This window comes from Pseudomonas sp. 43mfcvi1.1 (genome assembly GCF_900115935.1).
In the GTDB taxonomy this organism is placed as follows: domain Bacteria; phylum Pseudomonadota; class Gammaproteobacteria; order Pseudomonadales; family Pseudomonadaceae; genus Aquipseudomonas; species Aquipseudomonas bijieensis.
This window is the reverse complement of record NZ_UETT01000010.1, coordinates 154,694-176,683: the sequence shown is the minus strand read 5'-3', so window position 1 is coordinate 176,683 and position 21,990 is coordinate 154,694. Positions and strand designations below refer to the sequence as shown.

The following is a 21,990-nucleotide window of genomic DNA, read 5'->3' as shown; positions in this document are numbered from 1 at the left end:
CGGCGGCAACCGTGCTCATGGAAAATACTTTTTCACCAGGGCCGCCAGGTTCGCGGCGGTCTCGATATCTATCACACCGTCATATTTGGCCGGACGAAAGTGCAGCTGGAAGGCGCGCACCAGGCGCTGGAAGCCGGCATCCGTCGTAGCGGCCGACGTGTCATAACCATACTTCTTGAATAGCCCGAGTTGTTGTTCGCGAGTCGGCAATCCGTTGCCTTGGTAGGCCTGCATGTACGTCCTTTGAGTGGACTCATCAAACCAGGCGCCGATGCCTTTGGCGTACAGCGCCTGCCAGGGAAACATCGGGCCTGGGTCGCTTTTCCTGCCGGCGGCAATGTCCGAGTGGCCCACCACATTGACGGGACTGATATCGGGGTAACGCTTGAGGATGTTCAACGCCAGGTGTTCGATTGCCTCGATTTGCATGGGCTGGTAGGGCGGGAAGGTAAATTGCCCTTGGTTATCGGTGGCGAGGTTGATGATTTCCACGCCAATCGAGGTGTCGTTAAGGTTAGTGCGACCACCCCAACTACTCACCCCGGCATGCCAGGCACGCTGGTTTTCGTCTACCAGGTTGAAAATCTGCTGCTCGGTGAAACCTGCGTTCAAATAACTGGGATCGCTGATGTCCGGAATCAGGTAATGGGCGCTGACGGAAGCGCCGGTCAGCGCGTTGACAGAGGATGAAAAGTTGGCGGCTGTGTAATGGAAAACCAGGAAACGGATTCGGCTGTTATAGCCTTTTTTTGAACGATAGCTGTGGTAGTTGATGGGGGTCATAGATAACTCACTGATTGAAAAAACGAAGCCGAATGCTGCGACTGACTTTCAGCCTATCAGTGGTTTTTTTATGGGTTTGTAGTGGGTTTCTTGCTTTGTTGTAGGAGCAGGCGTTTGGATATCTGGGAATTTGTTATTTGCAAAGATAAGGGGGGCGGGAGCGATTCTGGGATAACGAGGCAACAGCCTGGAAACTCATTCGGGAAAGTAACGCCCACATAAAAAAGGCCGCTGCCAAAAGCAGCGGCCTAAACATGACGTTGCAAAGGAGCTACAAACCAACGTCGCTAAGCACGGGATGATGGACCAATAAGCAATCCATCCGAATGACGGTGCGCCAGGCATGAGGGATGCCATGACGACTTGGGCTTGCAGGCCCGTTGCCCTGCAAGCCCGGCCAGCATAGGCATCGAGCCCGGTGGGAAACAGCCCGGATCCGGACATGCACCGTTGCAGGGCGCGTAACAGTCGCAGGCCGGGCATGAATATGCGCGGCGCTGATGACCCATCATCCAGACCGTCCATGCACGGCGCAAAGGCCCGCCGTGCAAGGGCTGTAATCCTTTTTAGGTACAGCGCGAATACCTCCTTGGTGCGCTTATCGCCCATGGCGTGCGGCAGTAGGGTGAAGCCTCTGTCACTCACCGGGGAAGACGCATGACAACAATAACAATGCGCGCCATCTTCAAGCCGCAGGCGCTGGCCGTCGCGGTGGCCTTGGGTTGCTGTGCCCAGGCGCAGGCCGTTTCATTCAACATTGGCGAGATCGAGGGTCAGTTCGATTCGTCGCTGTCCGTGGGCGCGAGCTGGGGCATGCGCGATGCCGACAAGGACCTGGTCGGCACGGTCAACGGCGGCCGGGGCCAGTCCTCCACCGGTGATGATGGGCGGCTGAATTTCAAGAAAGGCGAGACCTTTTCCAAAATCTTCAAGGGCCTGCACGACCTCGAACTCAAGTACGGCGATACCGGTGTGTTCGTGCGCGGCAAGTACTGGTACGACTTCGAACTCAAGGATGAAGGCCGCGAGTTCAAGGACATCAGCGACAGCAATCGCAAGGAAGGCGCCAAGTCCTCGGGGGCACAGATTCTCGATGCCTTCGTCTATCACAATTATTCCATCGCCGATTTGCCGGGCACCGTGCGCGCCGGCAAGCAGGTGGTCAGTTGGGGGGAGAGTACCTTCATCGGTAACTCCATCAACAGCATCAACCCGGTGGACGTGTCCGCGTTCCGTCGCCCTGGTGCGGAGATCAAGGAAGGCTTGATCCCGGTGAACATGCTGTTCGCCTCTCAGGGCCTGACCGACAAGCTCACTATCGAAGGTTTCTACCAGTTGGAGTGGGACCAGACCGTGGTGGATAACTGCGGCACGTTCTTCGGCAACGATGTGGTGGCCGATGGCTGCACCACTGGCTACACCGTGGGCAGCCCGGCGATTGCGCCGTTCGTGCCATTGACCCAGGCATTTGGCCAGGAGATCCAGGTCTCCAGTGAAGGGGTGATCATTCCCCGTGGCGGTGACCGCGACGCCCGCGACTCCGGCCAGTGGGGCACGGCGTTGCGCTGGCTCGGCGATGACACCGAGTATGGCCTGTACTTCATGAACTACCACAGCCGTACGCCTACCGTCGGGACGACCACGGCGGGGCTCTCGACGCTGGCGGCGTTGCCGGGCATGGTCGCGATTGCCAACGGCCTGGCGCCTGGCAGCGGTGCGGGTCTGGCGCAGAGTGTGATGCTGGGGCGTGGTGGGTATTATCTTGAATACCCGGAAGACATCCGCCTGTACGGCGCCAGTTTCTCCACGACGTTGCCCACCGGCACCGCGTGGACCGGGGAAGTCAGCTATCGTCCCAACGCGCCGGTTCAGGTCAATACCAACGACCTGACCCTGGCCCTGGTCAACCCGATTGCCGGTGGCGCGGCGTCGCCCATCGCAACCGCACCGGGTGCCGACAACACCGGTTACCGGCGCAAGGAAGTGACCCAGGTCCAGAGCACCCTGACGCACTTCTTCGATCAGGTGCTGGGGGCTGATCGCCTGACCGTGGTCGGCGAGGCGGCGGTGGTGCATGTCGGTGGCCTGGAGTCCAAGGACAAGCTGCGTTATGGCCGTGATTCGGTCTATGGCCAGTATGGCTTCCGGGGTGACACCGATGGCTTCGTCACCTCGACGTCCTGGGGCTATCGCGCCCGGGCGATTCTTGATTATTCCAACGTGATCGGCGGGGTGAACTTCAAGCCCAACGTGTCCTGGTCCCATGACGTGGCCGGCTATGGCCCCAACGGTCTGTTCAACGAAGGCGCCAAGGCGGTCAGCGTTGGTGTCGATGCCGATTACCGCAACACCTACACCGCCAGCTTGAGCTACACCGACTTTTTTGGCGGCGATTACAACGTTCTCGAAGACCGCGACTTCCTCGCATTGAGCTTCGGCGTGAACTTCTGATCTGGCTGACAAGGAAAACCCAATGCGCAAGATGATCCTGCAATGCGGTGCCCTGGCCTTGAGCCTGCTGGCCGCGAACGTGATGGCGGCGGTCTCGCCGGATGAAGCGAACAAACTGGGCACCAGCCTGACGCCGTTGGGCGCGGAAAAAGCCGGCAATGCCGATGGCTCGATCCCGGCCTGGACTGGCGGTATTCCGAAAAATGCCGGAGCCGTGGACAGCAAGGGCTTTTTGGCCGACCCATTTGCCAATGAAAAACCGCTGTTCACCATCACCGCCGCGACCGTGGACAAGTACAAGGACAAGCTGTCCGAAGGCCAGGTCGCGATGTTCAAGCGTTACCCGGAAACCTACAAGATCCCGGTCTACCCGACTCATCGCAGCGTCGGCTTGCCACCGGAAATCTATGAGTCGGCCAAGCGCAGCGCCCTTAACGTGAACGCCATCAACGACGGTAATGGCCTGGCCAATTTCACCGGCAATCGCTACTACGCCTTCCCGATTCCCAAGAATGGTGTGGAAGTGTTGTGGAACCACGTCACCCGCTATCACGGCGGTAACCTGCGGCGCATCATCACCCAGGCCACGCCGCAGACCAATGGCAGCTTCACACCGATCCGCTTTGAAGAAGAAATTGCCGTGCCGTTCCTGATCAAGGACGCCGACCCGGAAAAGGCCAGCAACGTATTGACCTATTTCAAGCAGGAGGTGACTGCTCCGGCACGCCTGGCCGGCAACGTGCTGTTGGTGCATGAAACTCTCGACCAAGTGAAGGAACCACGCCTGGCCTGGATCTACAACGCCGGCCAACGCCGGGTGCGTCGCGCCCCGCAAGTGGCTTACGACGGTCCGGGTACCGCCGCCGATGGTCTGCGTACTTCCGACAACTTTGACCTGTTTTCCGGCGCGCCGGACCGTTACGACTGGAAGCTGATCGGCAAGAAGGAAATGTACATCCCGTACAACAGCTACAAGCTCGATTCGCCAAGCCTCAAGTACGACGACGTGATCAAGGCCGGCCACATCAACCAGGACCTGACCCGCTATGAATTGCACCGGGTCTGGGAAGTGGTCGGCACGGTCAAGCCGAGTGAGCGGCACATCTATGCCAAGCGCCACATGTACTTCGACGAGGACAGCTGGCAGGCGGCGCTGGTGGATCACTACGACGGTCGCGGCCAACTGTGGCGTGTTGCCGAAGGTCATGCCCAGTTCTACTACGACCATCAGAACCCGGGCTACACCCTGGAGGCGCTCTACGACATCATCGCTGGTCGCTACATCGCGCTGGGGATGAAGAACGAAGAGAAACACAGCTACGAGTATGGCTTCGAAGCCAGGGCCGCCGACTACACGCCGGCAGCGCTGCGTTCGACCGGGGTTCGCTAAGGTCTGGCAGCCAACTGTGGCGAGGGGATTTGTCTGTGGGGCAAGCCTTGCTCCCACAGTAAATCCTCTCTTCATCAGGTTGTGCCTGACTTGATGATCATGATCGACCGGCAGTGCTCCTGCCGGTCGTTTTTTTATGGGCGCCAATCAGCGCGCTGAATACTTCTCCAAAGCTTGGCGACACAGGACTAGGGTGGTGAGATAACAATAAACAGGATCTTCCCACATGACCGCCATGACCCCGTGTCCGGACCGTCCAGGATTGCTGCCTCGCCTGTCCTCGACGCATGTGCCGCGGCGGTCCCTGAGCGAGCCGCTGCTGACTTCCGAAGCGCGGGTAAAACTGCTCTGCGCGCCGGCGGGCAGTGGCAAGAGTGCATTGTTCGCCGAATGCTTCCTGCAGGCCCCCCCCGGTTGTCGCTTGCATTGGTTGCCCCTGGGGGGCGCGGCGTTGAGCGCGGTGCAAATGTGCGAGCACTTGGCGCAGACCCTCGGCTTGCCGAGGCTGGATGAAGCGGGGCTACTGGCCCACCTGGCGCGTTTGCAAACCCCCACGTGGTTGTTCCTGGATGATTACTGCCGGGTGCCGAATCCAGAACTGGACCAGTTGCTTGACCGTCTGTTGAACAACAGCAGTCCGGCGTTGCATCTGTGGTTGAATGGCCGCCGCCGGCCCCACTGCAACTGGCCGCGGCTGTTACTCGATGACGAGCTGCACGAGTTCGATGCGCAGGCGTTGTTCTTCACCCCTGACGATGTCCTGCCATTGCTTCGTCACCTGCCCGGTCCTCAGGCTGCCCGCACTGCCCGTGAGGTGATCCAGCGCAGTGGCGGCTGGTGTGCCGGGGTACGCATCACCCTGCTCGAGCGTTGCGAATGGGCACGCAGTCATGCAACGCCAGGGCGGCCCGGGACCTTGCTCGACTACCTGGAGTACGAACTGTTCAGCACGCTGACCCCGGACCTGGCGCAGGCCTGGCGTGTGCTGGCGCGTTTGCCGCGCTTCAATGCCCGGCTGTGCGAGCATCTGTTCGGCGACACCGTAGGCGCTGAGTGCCTGCCGTTGTTGCTGGACCTGGGGTGTTTCATCGAGCCGTGGGAGCAGACATCGGACTGGTTGCAGATATTCCCGGCCCTGGCTCGGCTGGTCCGTGAAGAGCCCTGGTCGCAGGGGCGTTCCTGGCATCGCCGGGCCTGCCAATGGTTTGCTGCCGAGCAGGACTGGCAAATGGCGTTCGAGCAAGCCCTGTTGGCCGGAGAGTTCGAGACGGCCGTGAGTTTCTTGCAGCATCTGAGCTTCGAGCACGTCTTGCAGCGCCGCAACGTCGTGCTGTTGTTGGGCTTGCATGATCAACAAGGCGAAGCGCTGACCCTTGGTACGCCGCAATCGGTGGGGTTGGTCACCGCTGCGCTGCTGTTCGCCGGCCGTTTCGACCAGGCCTCGGCATGTATTGAACAACTGGCCAGGTTCATGCCCCAGCCTTCAGCCTGTCGGCAGCGACAGGTGCTGGCAAGGTGGCAGGTCTTGCAGGGTTGGCTGCTGCACCTCTCGGGCGATGGCGAGCGGGCGCGTGAGCACTTCCTCCAAGCCCAGGCCAGCCTGGACCCCGATGCCTGGGCCCAACGGGTGCTGTGCCTCGGTGGGCTGACGCAACAGGCGCTGCTTGCAGGCGAACTGGCCTCTGCACAATTGATCAACCGCCAGGCATTGTGCTTGGCGCGTGCGCAAGGCTCGCTGGTATTTGAGGGGTTGCTGGAACTGGACCACGCCCAAATCCTGGAGCAACGGGGGGCACCGCACCGGGCCGATCATCTGCTGGCCGCCGTTCAGGCGCTGCTGGATAAACCGGGCCAGGATTTTTCTGCGTTGTTGGGGCGTATTGCCCTGCGGCGTGGGCGCCTGGCCTTGCGCATGGGCTTTGAGGAACGGGCCGCCGAACAGTTTCAAGCGGGCCTGGAAACGGGCCTGCACAGCCAGGACAAACAGGTGCTCTACGGCTTTCTTGGCAAGGCTACCCTGGCCGCCAACCAATGCGACTATGGCGAAGCCTTCATGCAACTGCGCGATGCCGAGCGGATCATGCAGCAGCGGCACATCCCCGACACCGTTTACCGTGGCGTGTTGTTGCAAACCAGTTGCCAGTTCTGGTTGCAACAGGGACGGGCGCAATTGGCCCATGAAGCCTTGACCCGCGTCTTGCGCCATTTTCGCGGACCGCGGGCCAAACACGCGCCTCCCGCGACCCTGGAGTTGATTGCGCGACTTGAATACCTGCTGGTGCTGGCCGAGGTCTACTTGCAGCGGGCGCATGATCCGCAAACTCGACTCAAGGCAATGATCGCCCAGGCACAGGACAGTGAAATGCACAGCCTGGAAACCGAGCTGCATCTGGTGCTGACGGAGGTTGTCTGGTTGTCCGGTGATCGTGCCCAGGCTCGGACGATGCTGCAGGAGGGGGTTGAACGAGTCACCTGCTGGCGGGCCGAGCAAGCTTTGTGTGAGTTGCGCCTGCGCCAGCCCGAGTTCTTGCGTTGGGCACAAATGACGGAGCAAGTCGAGGAGACGACCGTGCTGGCGGTCGAAGAACCGTTACTCAGTCACCGTGAACTGGAAGTGCTGGAGCTGATTGCACAGGGCTATTCCAACCAGCAAATTGCCGAACGGTTGTTCATCTCGTTGCATACCGTAAAAACTCATTCGCGGCGGATACATAGCAAGTTGGGGGTGCAGCGGCGTACTCAAGCGGTAGCAAAAGCCAAGGTCATGGGCATGATGGCTTAGTTTCAATCGAGTTCTTTACGCACTCTTACATTTTGCCTTTTTACAATAAGGGGGGAGGCTGAGGTATAACTGAATTGATCGGCCGAACAGGAAGTTCGTGCCCCTGACATGACAAGGATGTTTATGAATACTCGGTTATTTTCTTCTTATTCCGAAAAACTTCGCGCTCTGAAGAACACTCGCGTGGATTTTGCGGTGAAGGTGCTATTGGGCGATCATCTGGAAGGGTTGGGTGTCAACCCGTTGAATACCTATCTGAATACATTGGCAGACTTTCCCAACACCGAAGTTGGATCTTCCGAAACCCTGTTCGATGAGGCGCTGGCCTGCGTTGTGGAGCAGCGATTGCCCAATTACACACAAGCCGTCAGTAATGTGTTCAGCAAGCGTTATTCCTTTGCCACGGAAGACCGGGTCAAGGCCCTGGATTTAATTGCTTTTGAAAAAATTGTCGTGGATATCGTTACAAGCCTGGCAGAAAAACCTGCAATGGATTTATCCAAGCGCTCCATCCGGCCGTTGGATGCCATGGATGTTCATGCGGCCTTGAAAGCTCATTTGCCCGGCGTCGACCTGGATAAAGTCTACGTCACCAGTTTTGTGCCCCATGACTCCGGTAAACGGATGGTGTCGTCTTCTGAACTACTGGTTGAATACCTACTGGAGCATTTCCACCATAATGATATTCCCTACCACTCCAAGGGCGATCATCAGGGTATTTATATGGTTGCCTTCAGTGGCGAAGAGCGCGATAGCCATCCGCGGCTGATCCCCGCTCATCTCAATGAACTACTGATCAGGATTGTCCCGGATTTCCTGGGCTGATCCCGGACCTGCTTCATACCCCATCCGCCAACTCACGGCCCGGGTCGCCGCCAACAGGCGTTGCGCCGCCGGGCCGTTTTCGTCGGCGTGGAACAGCGAGGTCGGACCGACGATGGTCATCACCGCCTTCACCTCGCCAACGGCATTGAATACCGGAGCAGACAAGGCATCCACGCCCGGCATCAGCAAGCCATGCACATGGTGCAGGCCGCGATTGCGAATCTGCTCGCACAGGGCGGCGTAGGCGCGGTCGTCGGCGAGGGCGTGATGCTCGCTGCCTTGTACTTCCTGTTCGCGCAAACCGATGGTCTCGCGCTCCGGCAGATAAGCGCTGAACACCAGCCCCGTGGACGAACTGAGCAGCGGCAATACCGAGCCCAGTTGCGTCACCACGGTCACGGCCCGCACGGCGGGTTCGATACGCACCACGGTCGCGCCATGGTTGCCCCATACCGCCAGGAAACAGGTTTCGTTCAAGTCGTCGCGCAACTCGGACAAGGGCAGGGCGGCCACTTGCAGCACGTCCATGCCATTGAGCGCCGCCAGGCCCACGCGCAGGGCCTCGCGGCCCAGGCCATAGTGGTTGGTGGCGGCGTTCTGCTCGGCAAACCCGCTGGCGATCAAGGCCTGCAGGTATCGATGCACCTTGCTCGCCGGCATTTGCACGTGTTCGGCCAGCCGCGATAGCGATGTGGAGGGGGACAGTTCCGCCAGCGCCTTGAGGATGTCGGTGCCGACTTCGGCCGAGCGGACTTTCTGTTTACCGTTGCTGAGCGGGGTTTCCATGGTGGCGCAGGGTCCAGAGGCGAATGGGCGTCTTTATAGCTTGACGGTCGCTGTCGAGCAAATTACGTTATGCGTAATTGAATTACGATAAAAATAACCCGGTGCGCCTCAACCACTCTGTTGAGTGACGGGCCGCATTCCTGGAGGCTCCATGAACCTCGATTCCCCAGTGTCGGACCTGGTCTACCAATCAGGCTTCGGTAACGAATTTGCCAGCGAAGCATTGCCCGGTGCATTGCCGGTGGGCCAGAACTCACCGCAGAAAGCTCCGTACGGTCTCTATACCGAATTGTTCTCCGGCACCGCGTTCACCATGGCCCGCAGCGAAGCGCGGCGTACCTGGATGTATCGTATCCGGCCGTCGGCCAATCACCCGGCCTTCACCAAGCTCGAACGGCAATTGGCGGGCGGACCATTGGGCGAAGTCACGCCCAATCGCCTGCGTTGGAACCCGCTGGAAATTCCCGCCGAGCCCACCGATTTCATCGACGGGCTGGTGTGCATGGCGGCCAACGCCGCTGCGGACAAACCGGCCGGCATCAGCCTTTATCACTACCGGGCCAACCGCTCCATGGAGCGGGTGTTTTTCAACGCCGACGGTGAATGGCTGATCGTGCCGCAACTGGGACGGCTGCGGATCGCCACCGAACTGGGTGTGCTGGAGCTGGCACCGCTGGAAATCGCCGTGCTGCCCCGGGGCCTGAAGTTTCGCGTCGAACTGCTCGATCCGCAGGCCCGTGGTTACCTCGCCGAGAACCACGGCGCGCCGTTGCGCTTGCCGGACCTCGGCCCCATCGGCAGCAACGGCCTGGCGAACCCACGGGATTTCCTGACGCCGGTCGCCCATTACGAGAATCTCGCGCAACCGACCCCGCTGGTGCAGAAATTCCTCGGTGAGTTGTGGGGTTGCGAGTTGGATCATTCGCCCCTCGACGTGGTGGCCTGGCACGGCAACAACGTGCCGTACAAGTATGATCTGCGCCGCTTCAACACCATTGGCACGGTCAGCTTCGATCACCCGGATCCGTCGATTTTCACTGTGTTGACCTCGCCCACCAGCGTCCATGGCCTGGCCAACCTCGATTTCGTGATCTTCCCGCCACGCTGGATGGTGGCGGAAAACACCTTCCGTCCGCCGTGGTTCCACCGCAACCTGATGAACGAATTCATGGGCCTGATCCAGGGCGCCTACGATGCCAAGGCGGAAGGTTTCCTGCCGGGTGGCGCGTCCTTGCACAGTTGCATGAGTGCCCATGGCCCGGACGGCGAAACCTGCACCAAGGCGATCAACGCTGAACTTCAGCCGGCGAAAATCGACAACACCATGGCATTCATGTTCGAGACCAGCCAGGTGTTGCGCCCGAGCCGTTTCGCCCTGGACTGCCCGCAACTGCAAACCGACTACGATGCTTGTTGGGCCTCGCTGCCTGTCACGTTCGACCCGACCCGGAGATAACCCATGACTCAACCTTCCCCTGACCGTAGCTGGGTCACCTCCGCCAACGGCCATGCCGACTTCCCGCTGCAAAACCTGCCGCTGGGCATTTTCAGCACCGACGGCGGCGCCCCTCGTAGCGGCGTGGCCATTGGCGAGTTCATCTTCGATTTGCAGGCCGCTTTGCAGGCGGGCCTGTTTGACGGCGCGGCGCGCGAAGCCGTCGAGGCCATGAAGGGCGGCCAGTTGAACGGGTTCTTCGATCTGGGCCGCGGCGCTCGGGTGGCGTTGCGTGAGCGCTTGCTGGAGTTGCTGCGCGAAGACAGCTCGCTGCGGGGCAAGATCGAAGCCCAGGGTGCGAAGCTGCTGATCCGCGCCGCCGACTGCCAGATGCACCTGCCGGCCAGGATCAACGACTACACCGACTTCTATGTCGGTATCGAACACGCGCAAAATGTCGGCAAGCTGTTTCGTCCCGACAATCCCTTGCTGCCCAACTACAAGTACGTGCCCATCGGTTATCACGGCCGCGCCTCGACCATTCGCCCCTCCGGCACCGACGTGCGCCGCCCCAAGGGCCAAACCCTGCCCGCCGGCCAGACCGAGCCGACTTTCGGCCCGTGTGCGCGGCTGGACTATGAGCTGGAGCTGGGGATCTGGATCGGCAAGGGCAATGCCTTGGGCGAACCTATCGCCATCGGCGATGCCGCCGAGCACATTGGCGGGTTCTGCCTGCTCAACGACTGGTCGGCCCGGGATATCCAGGCTTGGGAATACCAGCCCCTGGGGCCATTTCTGTCGAAGAGTTTCCTGACCAGTATTTCGCCGTGGGTGGTGACCGCTGAGGCCCTGGAACCGTTCCGCCGCCCACAACCGGCGCGCCCGGAAGGCGATCCACAGCCACTGCCGTATCTGCTGGACAAGCGTGACCAGGCCGGTGGCGCCTTCGACATCGAACTGGAAGTGCTGCTGCTGACCGAGGCCATGGTCGAGCAGAATCTGCCGGCCCAGCGCCTGACCCTGAGCAACACCCAGTACATGTACTGGACCGTGGCGCAAATGGTCGCGCACCACAGCGTCAACGGTTGCCAGTTGCAGGCCGGTGATCTGTTTGGCTCGGGCACCTTGTCGGGGCCTGAAAACCATCAATTCGGCAGCCTGCTGGAAATCACCGAGGGTGGCAAAAAACCGATCGAACTGGCCTCTGGCGAAGTGCGCCGCTTCCTCGAGGACGGTGACGAAATCATCCTGCGGGCCCGTTGCCGCCGCGAGGGTTTCGCTTCCATCGGCTTCGGCGAGTGCCGGGGCAAGATCCTGTCGGCGCGTTGAGGGCCAGGGCATGGAACTCTATACCTACTACCGTTCCACCTCGTCCTACCGGGTGCGCATTGCGCTGGCGCTCAAGGGCCTGGATTACCAGGCCTTGCCAGTCAACCTGATCGCCGCGCCGGGGGGCGAGCATCGCCAGCCGGCCTACCTGGCGATCAACCCCCAGGGCCGGGTGCCGGCGCTGCGTACCGATGAAGGCGCGTTGCTGGTGCAATCGCCCGCCATCATCGAATATCTGGAGGAGCGTTATCCACAGGTGCCGCTGCTCAGCGCCGACCTGGCGGTTCGGGCCCATGAGCGCGGTGTGGCGGCGCTGATCGGTTGCGATATTCACCCCCTGCACAACGTCAGCGTGCTCAACAGATTGCGCCAGTGGGGCCACGATGAAACCCAGGTGACGGAATGGATCGGGCACTGGATCAGCCAGGGGCTGGCGGCGGTGGAGCAGTTGATTGGCGATGAGGGCTATTGCTTCGGTGCAGAGCCGGGGTTGGCGGACGTGTTCCTGATTCCGCAGTTGTACGCGGCCGAGCGTTTCAATGTGTCCTTGCAGGCGTATCCGCGGATCCGTCGCGTGGCGGCGTTGGCGGCTGCGCATAGGGCGTTCCAACAGGCGCATCCGGCGAATCAACCCGATACACCTTGATCCTTCCTGTGGGAGCGAGCCTACTCGTGATAGCGGTGGGTCAGCCCCAATGATGTTGGCGCTGCTTGCCTCATCGCGAGCAGGCTCGCTCCCACATGTGGTCTGCGGTGAACATCGAGCCTGAGTTCGATGCGATCAACTGTGTGCGAGCTTGCTCGCGATAGCGATTCAACCAGCAACCTGAATCTGCACGCCTGCAACCGCTCAATGCACAACCGAATTCGGTGGCAAATGCCCCAGCCGCTCCGTCAGCCGGATCCGCTGGATCGGGTCGTCGCTGAGCATCAGTGCATGTTCCAGGTCGAAGCGTTCGGCATTCGGACAGTCGAGCCGCTGATACAGGCTGGCGCGTGCCAGGTAGTCGGCGGCGCTGGCGTTGCCCAGTTCCAGCACCCGTTCGGCGTCGATCAGGGCCGCGATGTAGTCGTCGTTGGCCAGATGCAGTTGGCGCAGGTTGCGCGACAGGCGCTGGAGCATCTGTATCGGCTCGGCGTTGAGCAGATGCTCGGCCTTGAGCGGCATGTTCGCGCCGTATTGGCGCTGTAGCAGTTCCCGGCAGTCATTGGGGTATAGCCGGCGGCCACCGCATGGATCGAGCAGATGATCGGCCCCGGGTACTTTCAGCAGGAAATGGCCGGGGAAATTGACACCGACCATCGGAATTTCCAGGCCTCGGGCCAACTCCAGGGCAATCAAGCTCAGCGCCAGGGGTTGCCCGCGCTTGCGGGTGAGCACTTGGTTCAGCAGCGCCGCACGTGGGCGCAGCGGCGTGAAATCGTCCTGAGCGAACCCCAGGTCATTGAGTCGTCGCAACAAAGGTTGACCCAGCTCGCTGACCGGCAACATCGGCAGGCCATGGCTGACCTGTTGTTGCAGCTCCTTGAAATCCTTCAGCAAGGCCGGTACGTCCACATCGCTATCATGTTCGGCAGCGATCCACAGCGCCGCTTCGAACAGCGCCGGTGGCGAACGGTGCAAACAGTCAAAAAAGGCTTGGCGCGGTTTCATCAAACTCTCCGGGCTATGCCTCGTTTTAGCCCTGCCTTGGATTTTCGTCCAGTCTCGGACAGACGCGGTTACAGGTTATGCCGAAAAAGACTGGCAATCCCGGCGGCTTATTCCGGCGTGCTCCAGCAAATTTCGGCCGCACGCCTATACTGGCGAAACAAACAAAAGTGATTCGGGAGCCTTACGATGTTTGCTCTCATGCAAAGCTCCCGCCTTGAATCGCTGCACCTAAGCGTAGACCCGACGACCGGGTTGAAGGCGGTGATTGCCATTCATTGCAGCCGTCCCGGGCCCGCCCTGGGGGGCTGTCGTTATCTTGCCTACCCCGACGACGAAAGTGCCGTGGCTGACGCCGTGCGCCTGGCCCAAGGCATGAGCTATAAGGCGGCGCTGGCTGGCTTGCCTGTGGGCGGCGGGGTCGCGGTAATCATGCGTCCAGCCCATGTCGAGAGTCGGGCGGCGCTCTTCGAAGCCTTCGGTCGTTGTATCGAGCAATTGGACGGGCGCTACATCACCGCCATCGACAGCGGTACGTCGGTGGCCGACATGGATTGCATCGCCCAGCAGACTCGCCATGTCACCAGCACCACCGCCTCGGGAGACCCTGCGCCCCACGCGGCAATGGGCGTATTTGCCGGCATCCGTGCCACCGCTATGGCCCGCCTGGGCAGCGATAATCTCGAAAGCCTGCGGGTGGCGATCCAGGGCTTGGGCAATGTCGGTTATGCCCTGGCCGAACAGCTGCACGCGGCGGGCGCCGAACTGCTGGTCAGCGACATCGACCCAGGCAAGGTGCAATTGGCGATGGAGCAACTGGGCGCTCATCCGATCGCCAACGATGCGTTGCTCAGTACCCCTTGCGACATCCTTGCCCCTTGCGGCCTGGGCGGCGTGCTCAACAGCCACAGCGTGGCGCAACTGCGTTGCTCGGCCGTGGCCGGCTCGGCCCATAATCAGTTGAGCAACCTGCAGGTGGCCGACCAGTTGGAAAGACGTGGAATTCTCTATGCGCCGGACTATGTGATCAATTCCGGCGGGCTGATCTACGTCGCGTTGAAGCATCGTGGCGAAGAACTGTCGACGATCACCGCGCATTTGTCGAAGATCGGCGCCCGGCTCACGGAAGTCTTCGCTCACGCCCAGGCGGAGAAGCGCTCACCGGCCCGGGTGGCCGATGAGCTGGCGGAGCGTCTGTTGTACCGCTGAAAATCAAAAGGAAGTAATGGGTAGCAGTGAAGCAGCCTATCTGTGGGAGCAAGGCTTGCCAGCGATGCAGGCGTCGCGACTGTTCAGGCTAACCGAGTCATCGTTCATCGCGAGCAAGCTTTGCTCCCACAGCTGAATCACCTCAACAGATACACCGGAAAGCATTCGCACAAATGCATCACCCGGCGCCGGGTGTTATCCAGGCGCGCGGCGTTGTCCGGTTGTTCCAGCAGGTCGGCGATCAAGTTCGCCACTTCGGCGCATTCTGCTTCGCCAAAGCCGCGTGTGGTCAATGCCGGCGTTCCGATGCGAATGCCGCTGGTGATCGCCGGTTTCTGCGGATCATTGGGGATCGCGTTTTTGTTCAGGGTGATGTGGGCACTTTCCAGCAGGGCCTCGGCGTCTTTGCCGGTGATGTTCATCGAGCGCAGATCGAGCAGGAACATGTGGCAGTCGGTACCACCGGACACTACCCGCAAGCCGCGTCGGGTCAGGACATCGGCCATGACGCGGGCGTTGTCGATCACCCGCTGCTGGTAATGCTTGAATCCGTCGCCCAAGGCTTCGTTGAACGCCACGGCTTTGGCGGCGATGACGTGCATCAGTGGGCCGCCCTGGTACACCGGGAAAATCGTCTTGTCGAGCAGGGCGGCATATTGCGCCTTGGCCAGGATCAAGCCACCGCGCGGGCCGCGCAAGGTCTTGTGGGTGGTGGAGGTTATGAAGTCGGCGATGCCAACCGGCGACGGGTAGACACCGGCGGCGATCAACCCGGCGTAGTGCGCCATGTCCACCATCAGGTAGGCGCCGATTTCATCGCAGATCTTGCGAAAGCGCTGGAAGTCGATGGTCCGCGAATAGGCCGAGGCTCCGGCGATGATCATCTTGGGCCGGTGTTCCCTGGCCAGGGCTTCCATCTCTTCGTAGTCGAGGGTTTCGGTTGCCGTGTCCAGGCCATAGGAAAAGGCCCGGTACATCTTGCCGGAAAAATTCACCGAGGCGCCGTGGGTCAGGTGGCCGCCGTGGGCCAGGGACATGCCCAGGATCGTATCGCCGGGTTCGAGTACCGCCAGGAACACCGCCTGGTTGGCCTGGGAGCCCGAATGCGGTTGCACGTTGACGTATTCGCAGTTGAACAGTTTGCGAGCACGTTCGATGGCCAGGTTCTCGACCTCATCGACGACTTTGCAGCCGCCGTAGTAGCGCCTGCCCGGATAACCTTCGGCATATTTGTTGGTCAGTACCGAGCCCTGGGCCTGGAGCACTTCTTCGCTGACATAGTTTTCCGAAGCGATCAGCTCCAGGTGGGTTTCCTGGCGATTGCGCTCGCGGTCGATCAGGCGGGCAATGGCGGGGTCGAAATTTTGCAGGCTCATGGTGTGATTCCTTAGATAAGCGCTTCGGCCGGTGGCGCAGTCACGTGATGCGGCAACGCTCGTGGATGGCTTTTGGCCGAGCTGGACAGAAAAATGGAGGTGTCTTTCAAACCGCTACCGGTAATCAGGATCACGGCGGTTTGCGCCGTGTCGGGGTGTGTTTCTGCATACTTGAGCAGGCCGGCGAAGGCGCTGGCGGCGCCGGCTTCTGGAAACACGCCGGTGCTGGCGGCCAATCGGGAGGCGGCGGCGACAATGCTCGGGTCGCTGACGCAGATGAACTCACCGCCACTGGCGGTAACCGCGCGCATGGCCTTGAGGCGATCACGTGGCAGCGCCACATTGATGCTGCTGGCCAGGCTGGTGGGCGGCAGGCGTTCGGTCTTCTGCATCGAGCGGTCGTTGCGCCAGGCGCGGTACATGAAGTTGCTGTGCTCGGCCTGCACGCCGATCAGGCGTGGAATGCGTTCGATCCAGCCCAATTGCAGCAAGTCGAAAAAGCCCTTGTAGACCGAACCCAGGATGCAGCCGTTGCCGACGGGTACGAACACCAGGTCCGGTACCTGCCAGTTGAGTTGTTCGCACATTTCGAAGGCGACGGTTTTCTTGCCTTCGCTCATGTACGAGTTGATCCCGGTGGTGCGGTTGTACCAACCGTGGTCTTCGCAGGCGTTGAGGCATTGTTCGAAGGCTTCGTCATATTGCCCATCCACCAGCACGATCTCGGCGCCGTAGCCCTGCATCTGCGCGAGCTTTTCGCGGGGCGCGCTCCTGGGCAGGTAAATGACGTTGTGCAAACCCAGGCTGGCGCTCATCCCGGCCAATGCCGAAGCGGCATTGCCGGTGCTGGCCACCGCCACGGTACGCGCACCGGATTGCATGGCGTGGGCCACCGCCAGGGCGCTGGCGCGATCCTTCAACGACCCGGTCGGTTGCCGTGATTCGTCTTTCACGAAGACTTTGATCCGGGCACCTTTACCGAGCAATTCCGGGCGCGAGTACAGCGGCGTGTTGCCCACCAGTAACGGTGGAATGAATTGCGTCGAGCTCAACGGCATCAAGCGGTCATAGCGCCACATGCCACGAGCGTGGTCATGGGCCAGGCTGTCCCGGGACCATTCGCGCTTGAGTTTCGGATAATCGTAAAGCGCGTCCAGGGCGCCATCGACTTTGCAATGAGGGCAGTAGTAGCTGACCTCATGGGGCTGGTAGCTTCGATCGCAAACCAGGCACTGCAATACATACTCTCTGTACGAATTTTTCATGGTCACCCTCTGAAAGTACGCTGTGCTGGTGCTTTCCTTGCCAACGTCGGTCCAGCTCACCGGACCGACGGGCACTCCGCTGACAGAAGGTGTTTCAAATCACCATGATGGCGTCGATGGCAACCAGGGTATTGCGTGCCAGCGCACTGGCGCCGGCGGTGGTGCGGGCCGGATACGGCTTGGTGAAGTACTCTTCCATGACGCGATTGAGGGTCGGGAACTCGCTCAGGTCAGTGATGAATGCCGTGACCTTGACCACGTTCGCCAGGGTGCCACCTGCCGCTTCGGCCATTTGCACCAGGTTGTCGAGGGTCTGGCGCAGTTGGCCTTCGAAATCCTTGGCCAGCACTTCGTTGTTCAGCGCCGAGACCGGGGTTTGTGCCGACAGGTAGATGGTCTGCCCGTGATTGACCTTGATGCCCTGGGAATAGGTGCCCAGCGGCAGTGGCGCCTTGTCGGTGAAGATCACGTTTTCTTCGCCCAGGAAAGGTTTGGCGGCGGGCTGGATTTGAGCGGTGGTTTGCATGGTGACGTTCCTTGTTAAGTGGATGGGTTAGTGCAAATCGGCAACCTGCTTGACGGCCAGGCTGGAAAATTCCTCGTCGCGGCAACGGGCCGGAGAAAAGTGCTGGTAGTTGAGTTGCAGCGCCGCCAGGTCATCCGGCATGGCGATGCCCAGCGCCGCATGGCTGCACAGGCGTGCAATGGCGGGGGCTGCCTGGATGCCGTAGCCACCGAGGGCCGCGAGCCAGATAAAACTCTCTTGCTGTGGGTCTTGGCCGAGCACCGGCGAGCGGTCGGCGACGAAGGTGCGCAGGCCTGCCCATTTATTGATGATCGAGCGCGGGCGCAGGCGCGTGGTGTTTTGCAGGCGATCCATGGTGATGGCCAGGTCAAGCTCTTCCGGTAGCGCGTCACAGGGCAGCGAAGGGCTTTCATCGCACGGGGAGACGATCAGTCGCCCGGCTTCGGGCTTGATGAAAATGTCCTCGTCCACCGTCCCCAGGTAGGGCGTGTGGTGCACATCGCATTGTGGATCGACCGCCAGCACGGTGCGCCGCAACGGGCGGACACCGACCTTGGGCACGCCGCAGCGCTCGGCGAGTTCATCGGCCCAGGCCCCGGCGGCGTTGACCACGATGGCGGCTTGCAGTTGTTGGCCATCCTGGGTGTGCAAGCGCCAGTGCCCATCGCGATATTCGCCACGCAGCACTTGGGTCTCACGCTTGATCACCCCTCCGCGGGCACGCAGCCCACCGAGGTAGGCACCGTGGATGCCATGTACGTCCAGGTCGAAGGCGCTGGGCTCGTAGATCCCTGCACTCCAGGCGCCTTCGGCGAGGTAGGGGACCAGTTCCAGCACTTGCTTGTCGTCGAGCAGCTCGGCCGTGGGCACTTGCCCCAGTACGGCGCTGAAACGCGCTTTGAGTTTGTCCACCCGAGCCGCCTGGGCCACGATCAGCGCGCCCCGTGGTGCCCATAGCGGATGTTCGGCCAGGCCCTCGGGCGGGTTTTCGAAGAAGTTGCGGGATGCGCAGGTCAGTGAGCGGATCTGTTGGTTGCCGTAGCTTTCCATCGAGATCGCGGCTGAACGCCCCGTGGTGTGATAGGCCAGTTGCTGTTCCTGTTCGAGCAGGCAGACGCTGCCATGGGCCGCCAATTCATAAGCGACAGACACGCCGGCGATGCCGCCACCGATCACAATGAAGTCGTAACGTGCGGTCATGGTCGGCTGCCCTCGGCGATAACGGCGGCTTTGCTTTCGCGGGTGTAAGTCAGAACGAAGTGCGCCACGAGGCCGAAGATCAACCCCCAGAATGCGGCGGCCAGGCCCAGGAAACTCATGCCCGAAGCCGTCACCAGGAAGGTGATCAAGGCAGCTTCACGTTGCTTCTCGTCAGCCATGGCGCCGCTCAGCCCGGCACTGATCGCGCCAAACAAGGCGAGGCCGGCGAGGGATGCGATCAATTCTTTCGGCAGGGCGGAGAACACCGAGGCCAGGGTGGCGCCAAAGGTGCCCATCAGAATGTAGAACACCCCGCAGGCAATCCCGGCCATGTAGCGTTTGTCGCGGTCCTCGTGGGCTTCGCGGCCGGTGCAGATCGCTGCGGTAATGGCCGCCAGGTTAAAGCCGTGGGAGCCGAATGGAGCCATCAGCACCGAGCCAATCGCAGTGACGGAGATGATCGAGCGCGCAGGCGTGTTGTAGCCCGAGGTGCGCAACACCGCCATGCCAGGCACGTACTGGCCGGTCAAGGTCACCAACGCCAGGGGCAGGCCGATGTTGATGATTGCGTGCCAGTTCCATTCAGGGGCGATGAAGACCGGCTGGGCCACGGCAATGGTGATCGAGCTGCTGTTGAGTTCACCGAACGAGGCGGCCACCGCGCAACCGACGATCAATACCGACAGGATCGCGTAGCGTGGCGAAAAGCGCTTGAAGACCAGGTATGCCGCGATCATCGCCAGCACCAATGCCGGCTGCAACTTGATCGACATGAACAGCTCGGCGCCAAAGCGGAACAGGATGCCGGCGAGCATGGCGGCGGCAATGGCCTTGGGCAGGCGACTCATCAGCTTGTCGAACGCCCCGGACAGACCGACCAGCGCGATGATCACCGACGCCACCACATAGGCCCCGATGGCTTGGGGCAGGGTCACGGTGGGCAGCATCGACACCAGCAACGCCGCCCCTGGCGTCGACCACGCGGTGATGACTGGAACACGCAGGCGCCAGCTCAGGAACAGGCCGGTAATCCCGCTGCCGATGGAAATGGCCCAGATCCATGAAGACACCACGTCGTTGGGCAGGTGCGCTTCCTTGGCTGCCTGGAACACGATGATGAGCGGGCCGGCGTAGGAGATGATCACGGCGATGAAGCCCGCAATCACCGCTGAGAGGGATAGATCCTTTCTGAGTGTGTCCATGATGTCTCGACTTGGCGCGACAGGAGCGCGCGGTGGATGATTGAGTCGATTGCTTCGATTCTAGATCAGTGTATTTGAATGGATTGAGTTGATTCAATAGGGGGCGGGATTGTTACGAGATATTTTTCTGCTATTACGGGCTGTTTTTGGTTTTATTTTTGATTAACTATTTGATTTTTATAAATATTATTGCTCGTAAAAATTTCTTCACGCCGCGTTGAAAAAGCATTCAATAATCGAATCAATCGACTCAATGTGTTGATTGTGTCGAATTATTAGTTGCCTAACCTCCATGTGATATGCTCGGATATTCATCATTTCTACGATGGGCAGTGATCATTCATGTGGGTTCCCCAGCTAAGCGAGTTCAACCAGCCGATGTATCTGTCGATTGCCGATGCGTTGGCGCGCGATATCAACAATGGCGTGTTGAACGAGGGCGATCGCCTGCCGACCTTGCGAGAGCTGGCCACCACCTTGAATGTCACGCCGGGCACCATCAGCCGGGCCTATAGCGAAGCCCACCGGCGTCGGTTGGTGCAGGGGGAAGTGGGGCGTGGCACCTACGTGCTCAACCAGAAGCAGCTGGAACTGCCGGCAAGCAACAGTGCCTCCGCGCCGCTGAACCTGGGGCAATCCGAACTGCTCGATCTTTCGATCATCAAGCCCTACAGCGAAACCCTGGAGTACTGGTTGCGCGGTGCGTTGGTGGGCATGGCCAAAAGCACCGATTTCGCTCGCGCACTGGATTACGCGCCGGATGGCGGTCACCCGGCTCATCGCGAGGCGGGTGCGCAGTGGTTGCGCCATTCATTGCCCGACGCGCAATGGCAGCAAGTGGTGATTACCGCAGGGGCCCAGCATGGCTTGATGGTCGCGATGAGCGCCCTGACCAACGCCGGTGACCTGGTGCTCTGCGAAGCGCTTTGCTACCCCGGCATCATTTCCCTGGCCCATGGCCTCGAGCGCCGCCTGCGTGGCGTGCCGATGGATGACGAAGGCATCATTCCCGAAGCATTGCGCGAACTGTGCCTGCGGGAGAAGCCGGCGATGCTGGTCTGCGTGGCGACGTGCCAGAACCCGACGGCGGCGATCATGTCGCAGAAGCGTCGGGCCCAGATCGCTGCGCTTGCCGAGGAATTCGACTTCATCATCCTGGACGATGACATCTATGGTTTCCTGGCCACCGATCCGTCGATCAAGCCACTGTCGGCCTTTGCGCCGGAGCGGTCGGTGTACCTGACCAGCCTGTCGAAATCGGTCATGCCGGCGCTTCGTGTCGGTTACATCTACAGCCCGCCGAAACTGCTGTCGCGCCTGACCTCGATGGTGCGCAGCAGTGTCTGGATGCCGTCGCCGTTGACCGCGCAGTTGGCCAGCAATGTGATTACCGAAGGCCTGGACAAGAAACTGATCCGCATCCAGCGCAACGAGGCGGCGGGGCGACAAGCCATCGCCCGGGAAATCTTTGCCAATTTCGAGCTCAAGACCCAGCCGTATTCCTATCACGTCTGGTTGACACTGCCGGAGCCCTGGACCAGCGACGAATTCACCATGCTCGCCCGGGCCAACGGTGTATTGGTGCTCAGTGGCACCCAGTTCCAGGCTGAGCGTTCGGGGACTACGCGATGTGTACGGTTGGTGTTGATGTCGCCCACCAGCCAGGATGAACTGCGCTTCGCCCTGACCAAGCTGGCCAGCCTGATCGATTCAGATCCACGCCGTTATTATTGAAAAAGATCGCCGCCTTTGGCAGCGCCTACGCGGTGTAGGCGCTGCC

Annotated in this window: 17 protein-coding genes; 9 read left to right on the top strand and 8 right to left on the bottom strand. The window is 60.8% G+C overall.

Annotated features, from left to right (window positions below):
• Positions 1–15: 15 nt before the first annotated feature.
• Positions 16–783, bottom strand: coding sequence for an N-acetylmuramoyl-L-alanine amidase (locus DTP52_RS19865; RefSeq protein WP_109754864.1), 768 nt, complete (start codon positions 781–783; stop codon positions 16–18).
• Positions 784–1,440: 657 nt separating this feature from the next.
• On the opposite strand from DTP52_RS19865, the gene DTP52_RS19860 reads away from it, so the two are divergent.
• From DTP52_RS19860 to DTP52_RS19845, 4 genes are all read left to right on the top strand, one after another.
• Positions 1,441–3,234: a DUF1302 domain-containing protein gene (locus DTP52_RS19860; RefSeq protein WP_109754863.1), complete on the top strand. Its 1,794-nt coding sequence runs from the start codon at positions 1,441–1,443 to the stop codon at positions 3,232–3,234.
• A gap of 22 nt (positions 3,235–3,256) precedes the next feature.
• Positions 3,257–4,624 (top strand): DUF1329 domain-containing protein, encoded by a 1,368-nt coding sequence (locus tag DTP52_RS19855; RefSeq protein WP_109754862.1) that lies wholly within the window; start codon positions 3,257–3,259, stop codon positions 4,622–4,624.
• Positions 4,625–4,850: 226 nt separating this feature from the next.
• On the top strand, positions 4,851–7,406 hold the full coding sequence (locus DTP52_RS19850; RefSeq protein WP_109754861.1) for a LuxR C-terminal-related transcriptional regulator: 2,556 nt from the start codon (positions 4,851–4,853) through the stop codon (positions 7,404–7,406).
• Between the two features lie 123 nt (positions 7,407–7,529).
• Positions 7,530–8,231 (top strand): hypothetical protein, encoded by a 702-nt coding sequence (locus tag DTP52_RS19845; protein WP_146206873.1) that lies wholly within the window; start codon positions 7,530–7,532, stop codon positions 8,229–8,231.
• Here the strand turns inward: DTP52_RS19845 and DTP52_RS19840 are convergent.
• A complete protein-coding gene (locus tag DTP52_RS19840; RefSeq protein WP_109754859.1) occupies positions 8,196–9,017 on the bottom strand; it encodes an IclR family transcriptional regulator in 822 nt (273 codons plus the stop codon). The two genes, DTP52_RS19845 and DTP52_RS19840, sit on opposite strands and share 36 nt — an antisense overlap.
• Positions 9,018–9,168: 151 nt before the next feature.
• Here DTP52_RS19840 and hmgA point away from each other — a divergent pair, with 151 nt between their 5' ends.
• From hmgA to maiA, 3 genes are read left to right on the top strand one after another with little or no spacing between them, the layout of a single operon-like run.
• On the top strand, positions 9,169–10,473 hold the full coding sequence (gene hmgA, locus DTP52_RS19835; RefSeq protein WP_109754858.1) for a homogentisate 1,2-dioxygenase: 1,305 nt from the start codon (positions 9,169–9,171) through the stop codon (positions 10,471–10,473).
• A 3-nt stretch (positions 10,474–10,476) separates the two neighbouring features.
• Positions 10,477–11,781 (top strand): fumarylacetoacetase, encoded by a 1,305-nt coding sequence (fahA, locus tag DTP52_RS19830; protein ID WP_109754857.1) that lies wholly within the window; start codon positions 10,477–10,479, stop codon positions 11,779–11,781.
• A gap of 10 nt (positions 11,782–11,791) precedes the next feature.
• Entirely contained in the window at positions 11,792–12,427 is a 636-nt protein-coding gene (gene maiA / locus DTP52_RS19825) for a maleylacetoacetate isomerase (protein WP_109754856.1), read from the top strand.
• A 204-nt stretch (positions 12,428–12,631) separates the two neighbouring features.
• Here the strand turns inward: maiA and DTP52_RS19820 are convergent, their stop codons facing one another.
• Positions 12,632–13,435: a SirB1 family protein gene (locus DTP52_RS19820; protein ID WP_109754855.1), complete on the bottom strand. Its 804-nt coding sequence runs from the start codon at positions 13,433–13,435 to the stop codon at positions 12,632–12,634.
• A gap of 186 nt (positions 13,436–13,621) precedes the next feature.
• Between DTP52_RS19820 and DTP52_RS19815 the strand changes: the two genes are divergently transcribed.
• On the top strand, positions 13,622–14,641 hold the full coding sequence (locus tag DTP52_RS19815) for a Glu/Leu/Phe/Val dehydrogenase dimerization domain-containing protein (protein WP_109754854.1): 1,020 nt from the start codon (positions 13,622–13,624) through the stop codon (positions 14,639–14,641).
• A gap of 137 nt (positions 14,642–14,778) precedes the next feature.
• Here DTP52_RS19815 and glyA read toward each other — a convergent pair whose 3' ends face one another.
• From glyA to DTP52_RS19790, 5 genes are all read right to left on the bottom strand, one after another.
• Complete coding sequence (gene glyA / locus DTP52_RS19810) at positions 14,779–16,017, bottom strand: serine hydroxymethyltransferase (RefSeq protein ID WP_109754853.1); 1,239 nt, start codon at positions 16,015–16,017, stop codon at positions 14,779–14,781.
• Between the two features lie 11 nt (positions 16,018–16,028).
• On the bottom strand, positions 16,029–17,282 hold the full coding sequence (gene thrC, locus DTP52_RS19805; RefSeq protein WP_109754852.1) for a threonine synthase: 1,254 nt from the start codon (positions 17,280–17,282) through the stop codon (positions 16,029–16,031).
• Positions 17,283–17,376: 94 nt separating this feature from the next.
• Positions 17,377–17,808 (bottom strand): Rid family detoxifying hydrolase, encoded by a 432-nt coding sequence (locus DTP52_RS19800; RefSeq protein WP_109754851.1) that lies wholly within the window; start codon positions 17,806–17,808, stop codon positions 17,377–17,379.
• 27 nt (positions 17,809–17,835) lie between these two features.
• The gene (locus tag DTP52_RS19795) at positions 17,836–19,008 is read right to left on the bottom strand and encodes an FAD-binding oxidoreductase (RefSeq protein ID WP_109754850.1); all 1,173 of its coding nucleotides are present in this window, start codon (positions 19,006–19,008) and stop codon (positions 17,836–17,838) included.
• A complete protein-coding gene (locus tag DTP52_RS19790) occupies positions 19,005–20,210 on the bottom strand; it encodes a benzoate/H(+) symporter BenE family transporter (RefSeq protein ID WP_109754849.1) in 1,206 nt (401 codons plus the stop codon). The genes DTP52_RS19795 and DTP52_RS19790 overlap by 4 nt, the downstream gene beginning before the upstream one ends.
• Before the next feature lie 342 nt (positions 20,211–20,552).
• Here DTP52_RS19790 and DTP52_RS19785 point away from each other — a divergent pair, with 342 nt between their 5' ends.
• Positions 20,553–21,944 (top strand): PLP-dependent aminotransferase family protein, encoded by a 1,392-nt coding sequence (locus tag DTP52_RS19785; RefSeq protein ID WP_109754848.1) that lies wholly within the window; start codon positions 20,553–20,555, stop codon positions 21,942–21,944.
• The last annotated feature ends 46 nt before the right edge of the window (positions 21,945–21,990 follow it).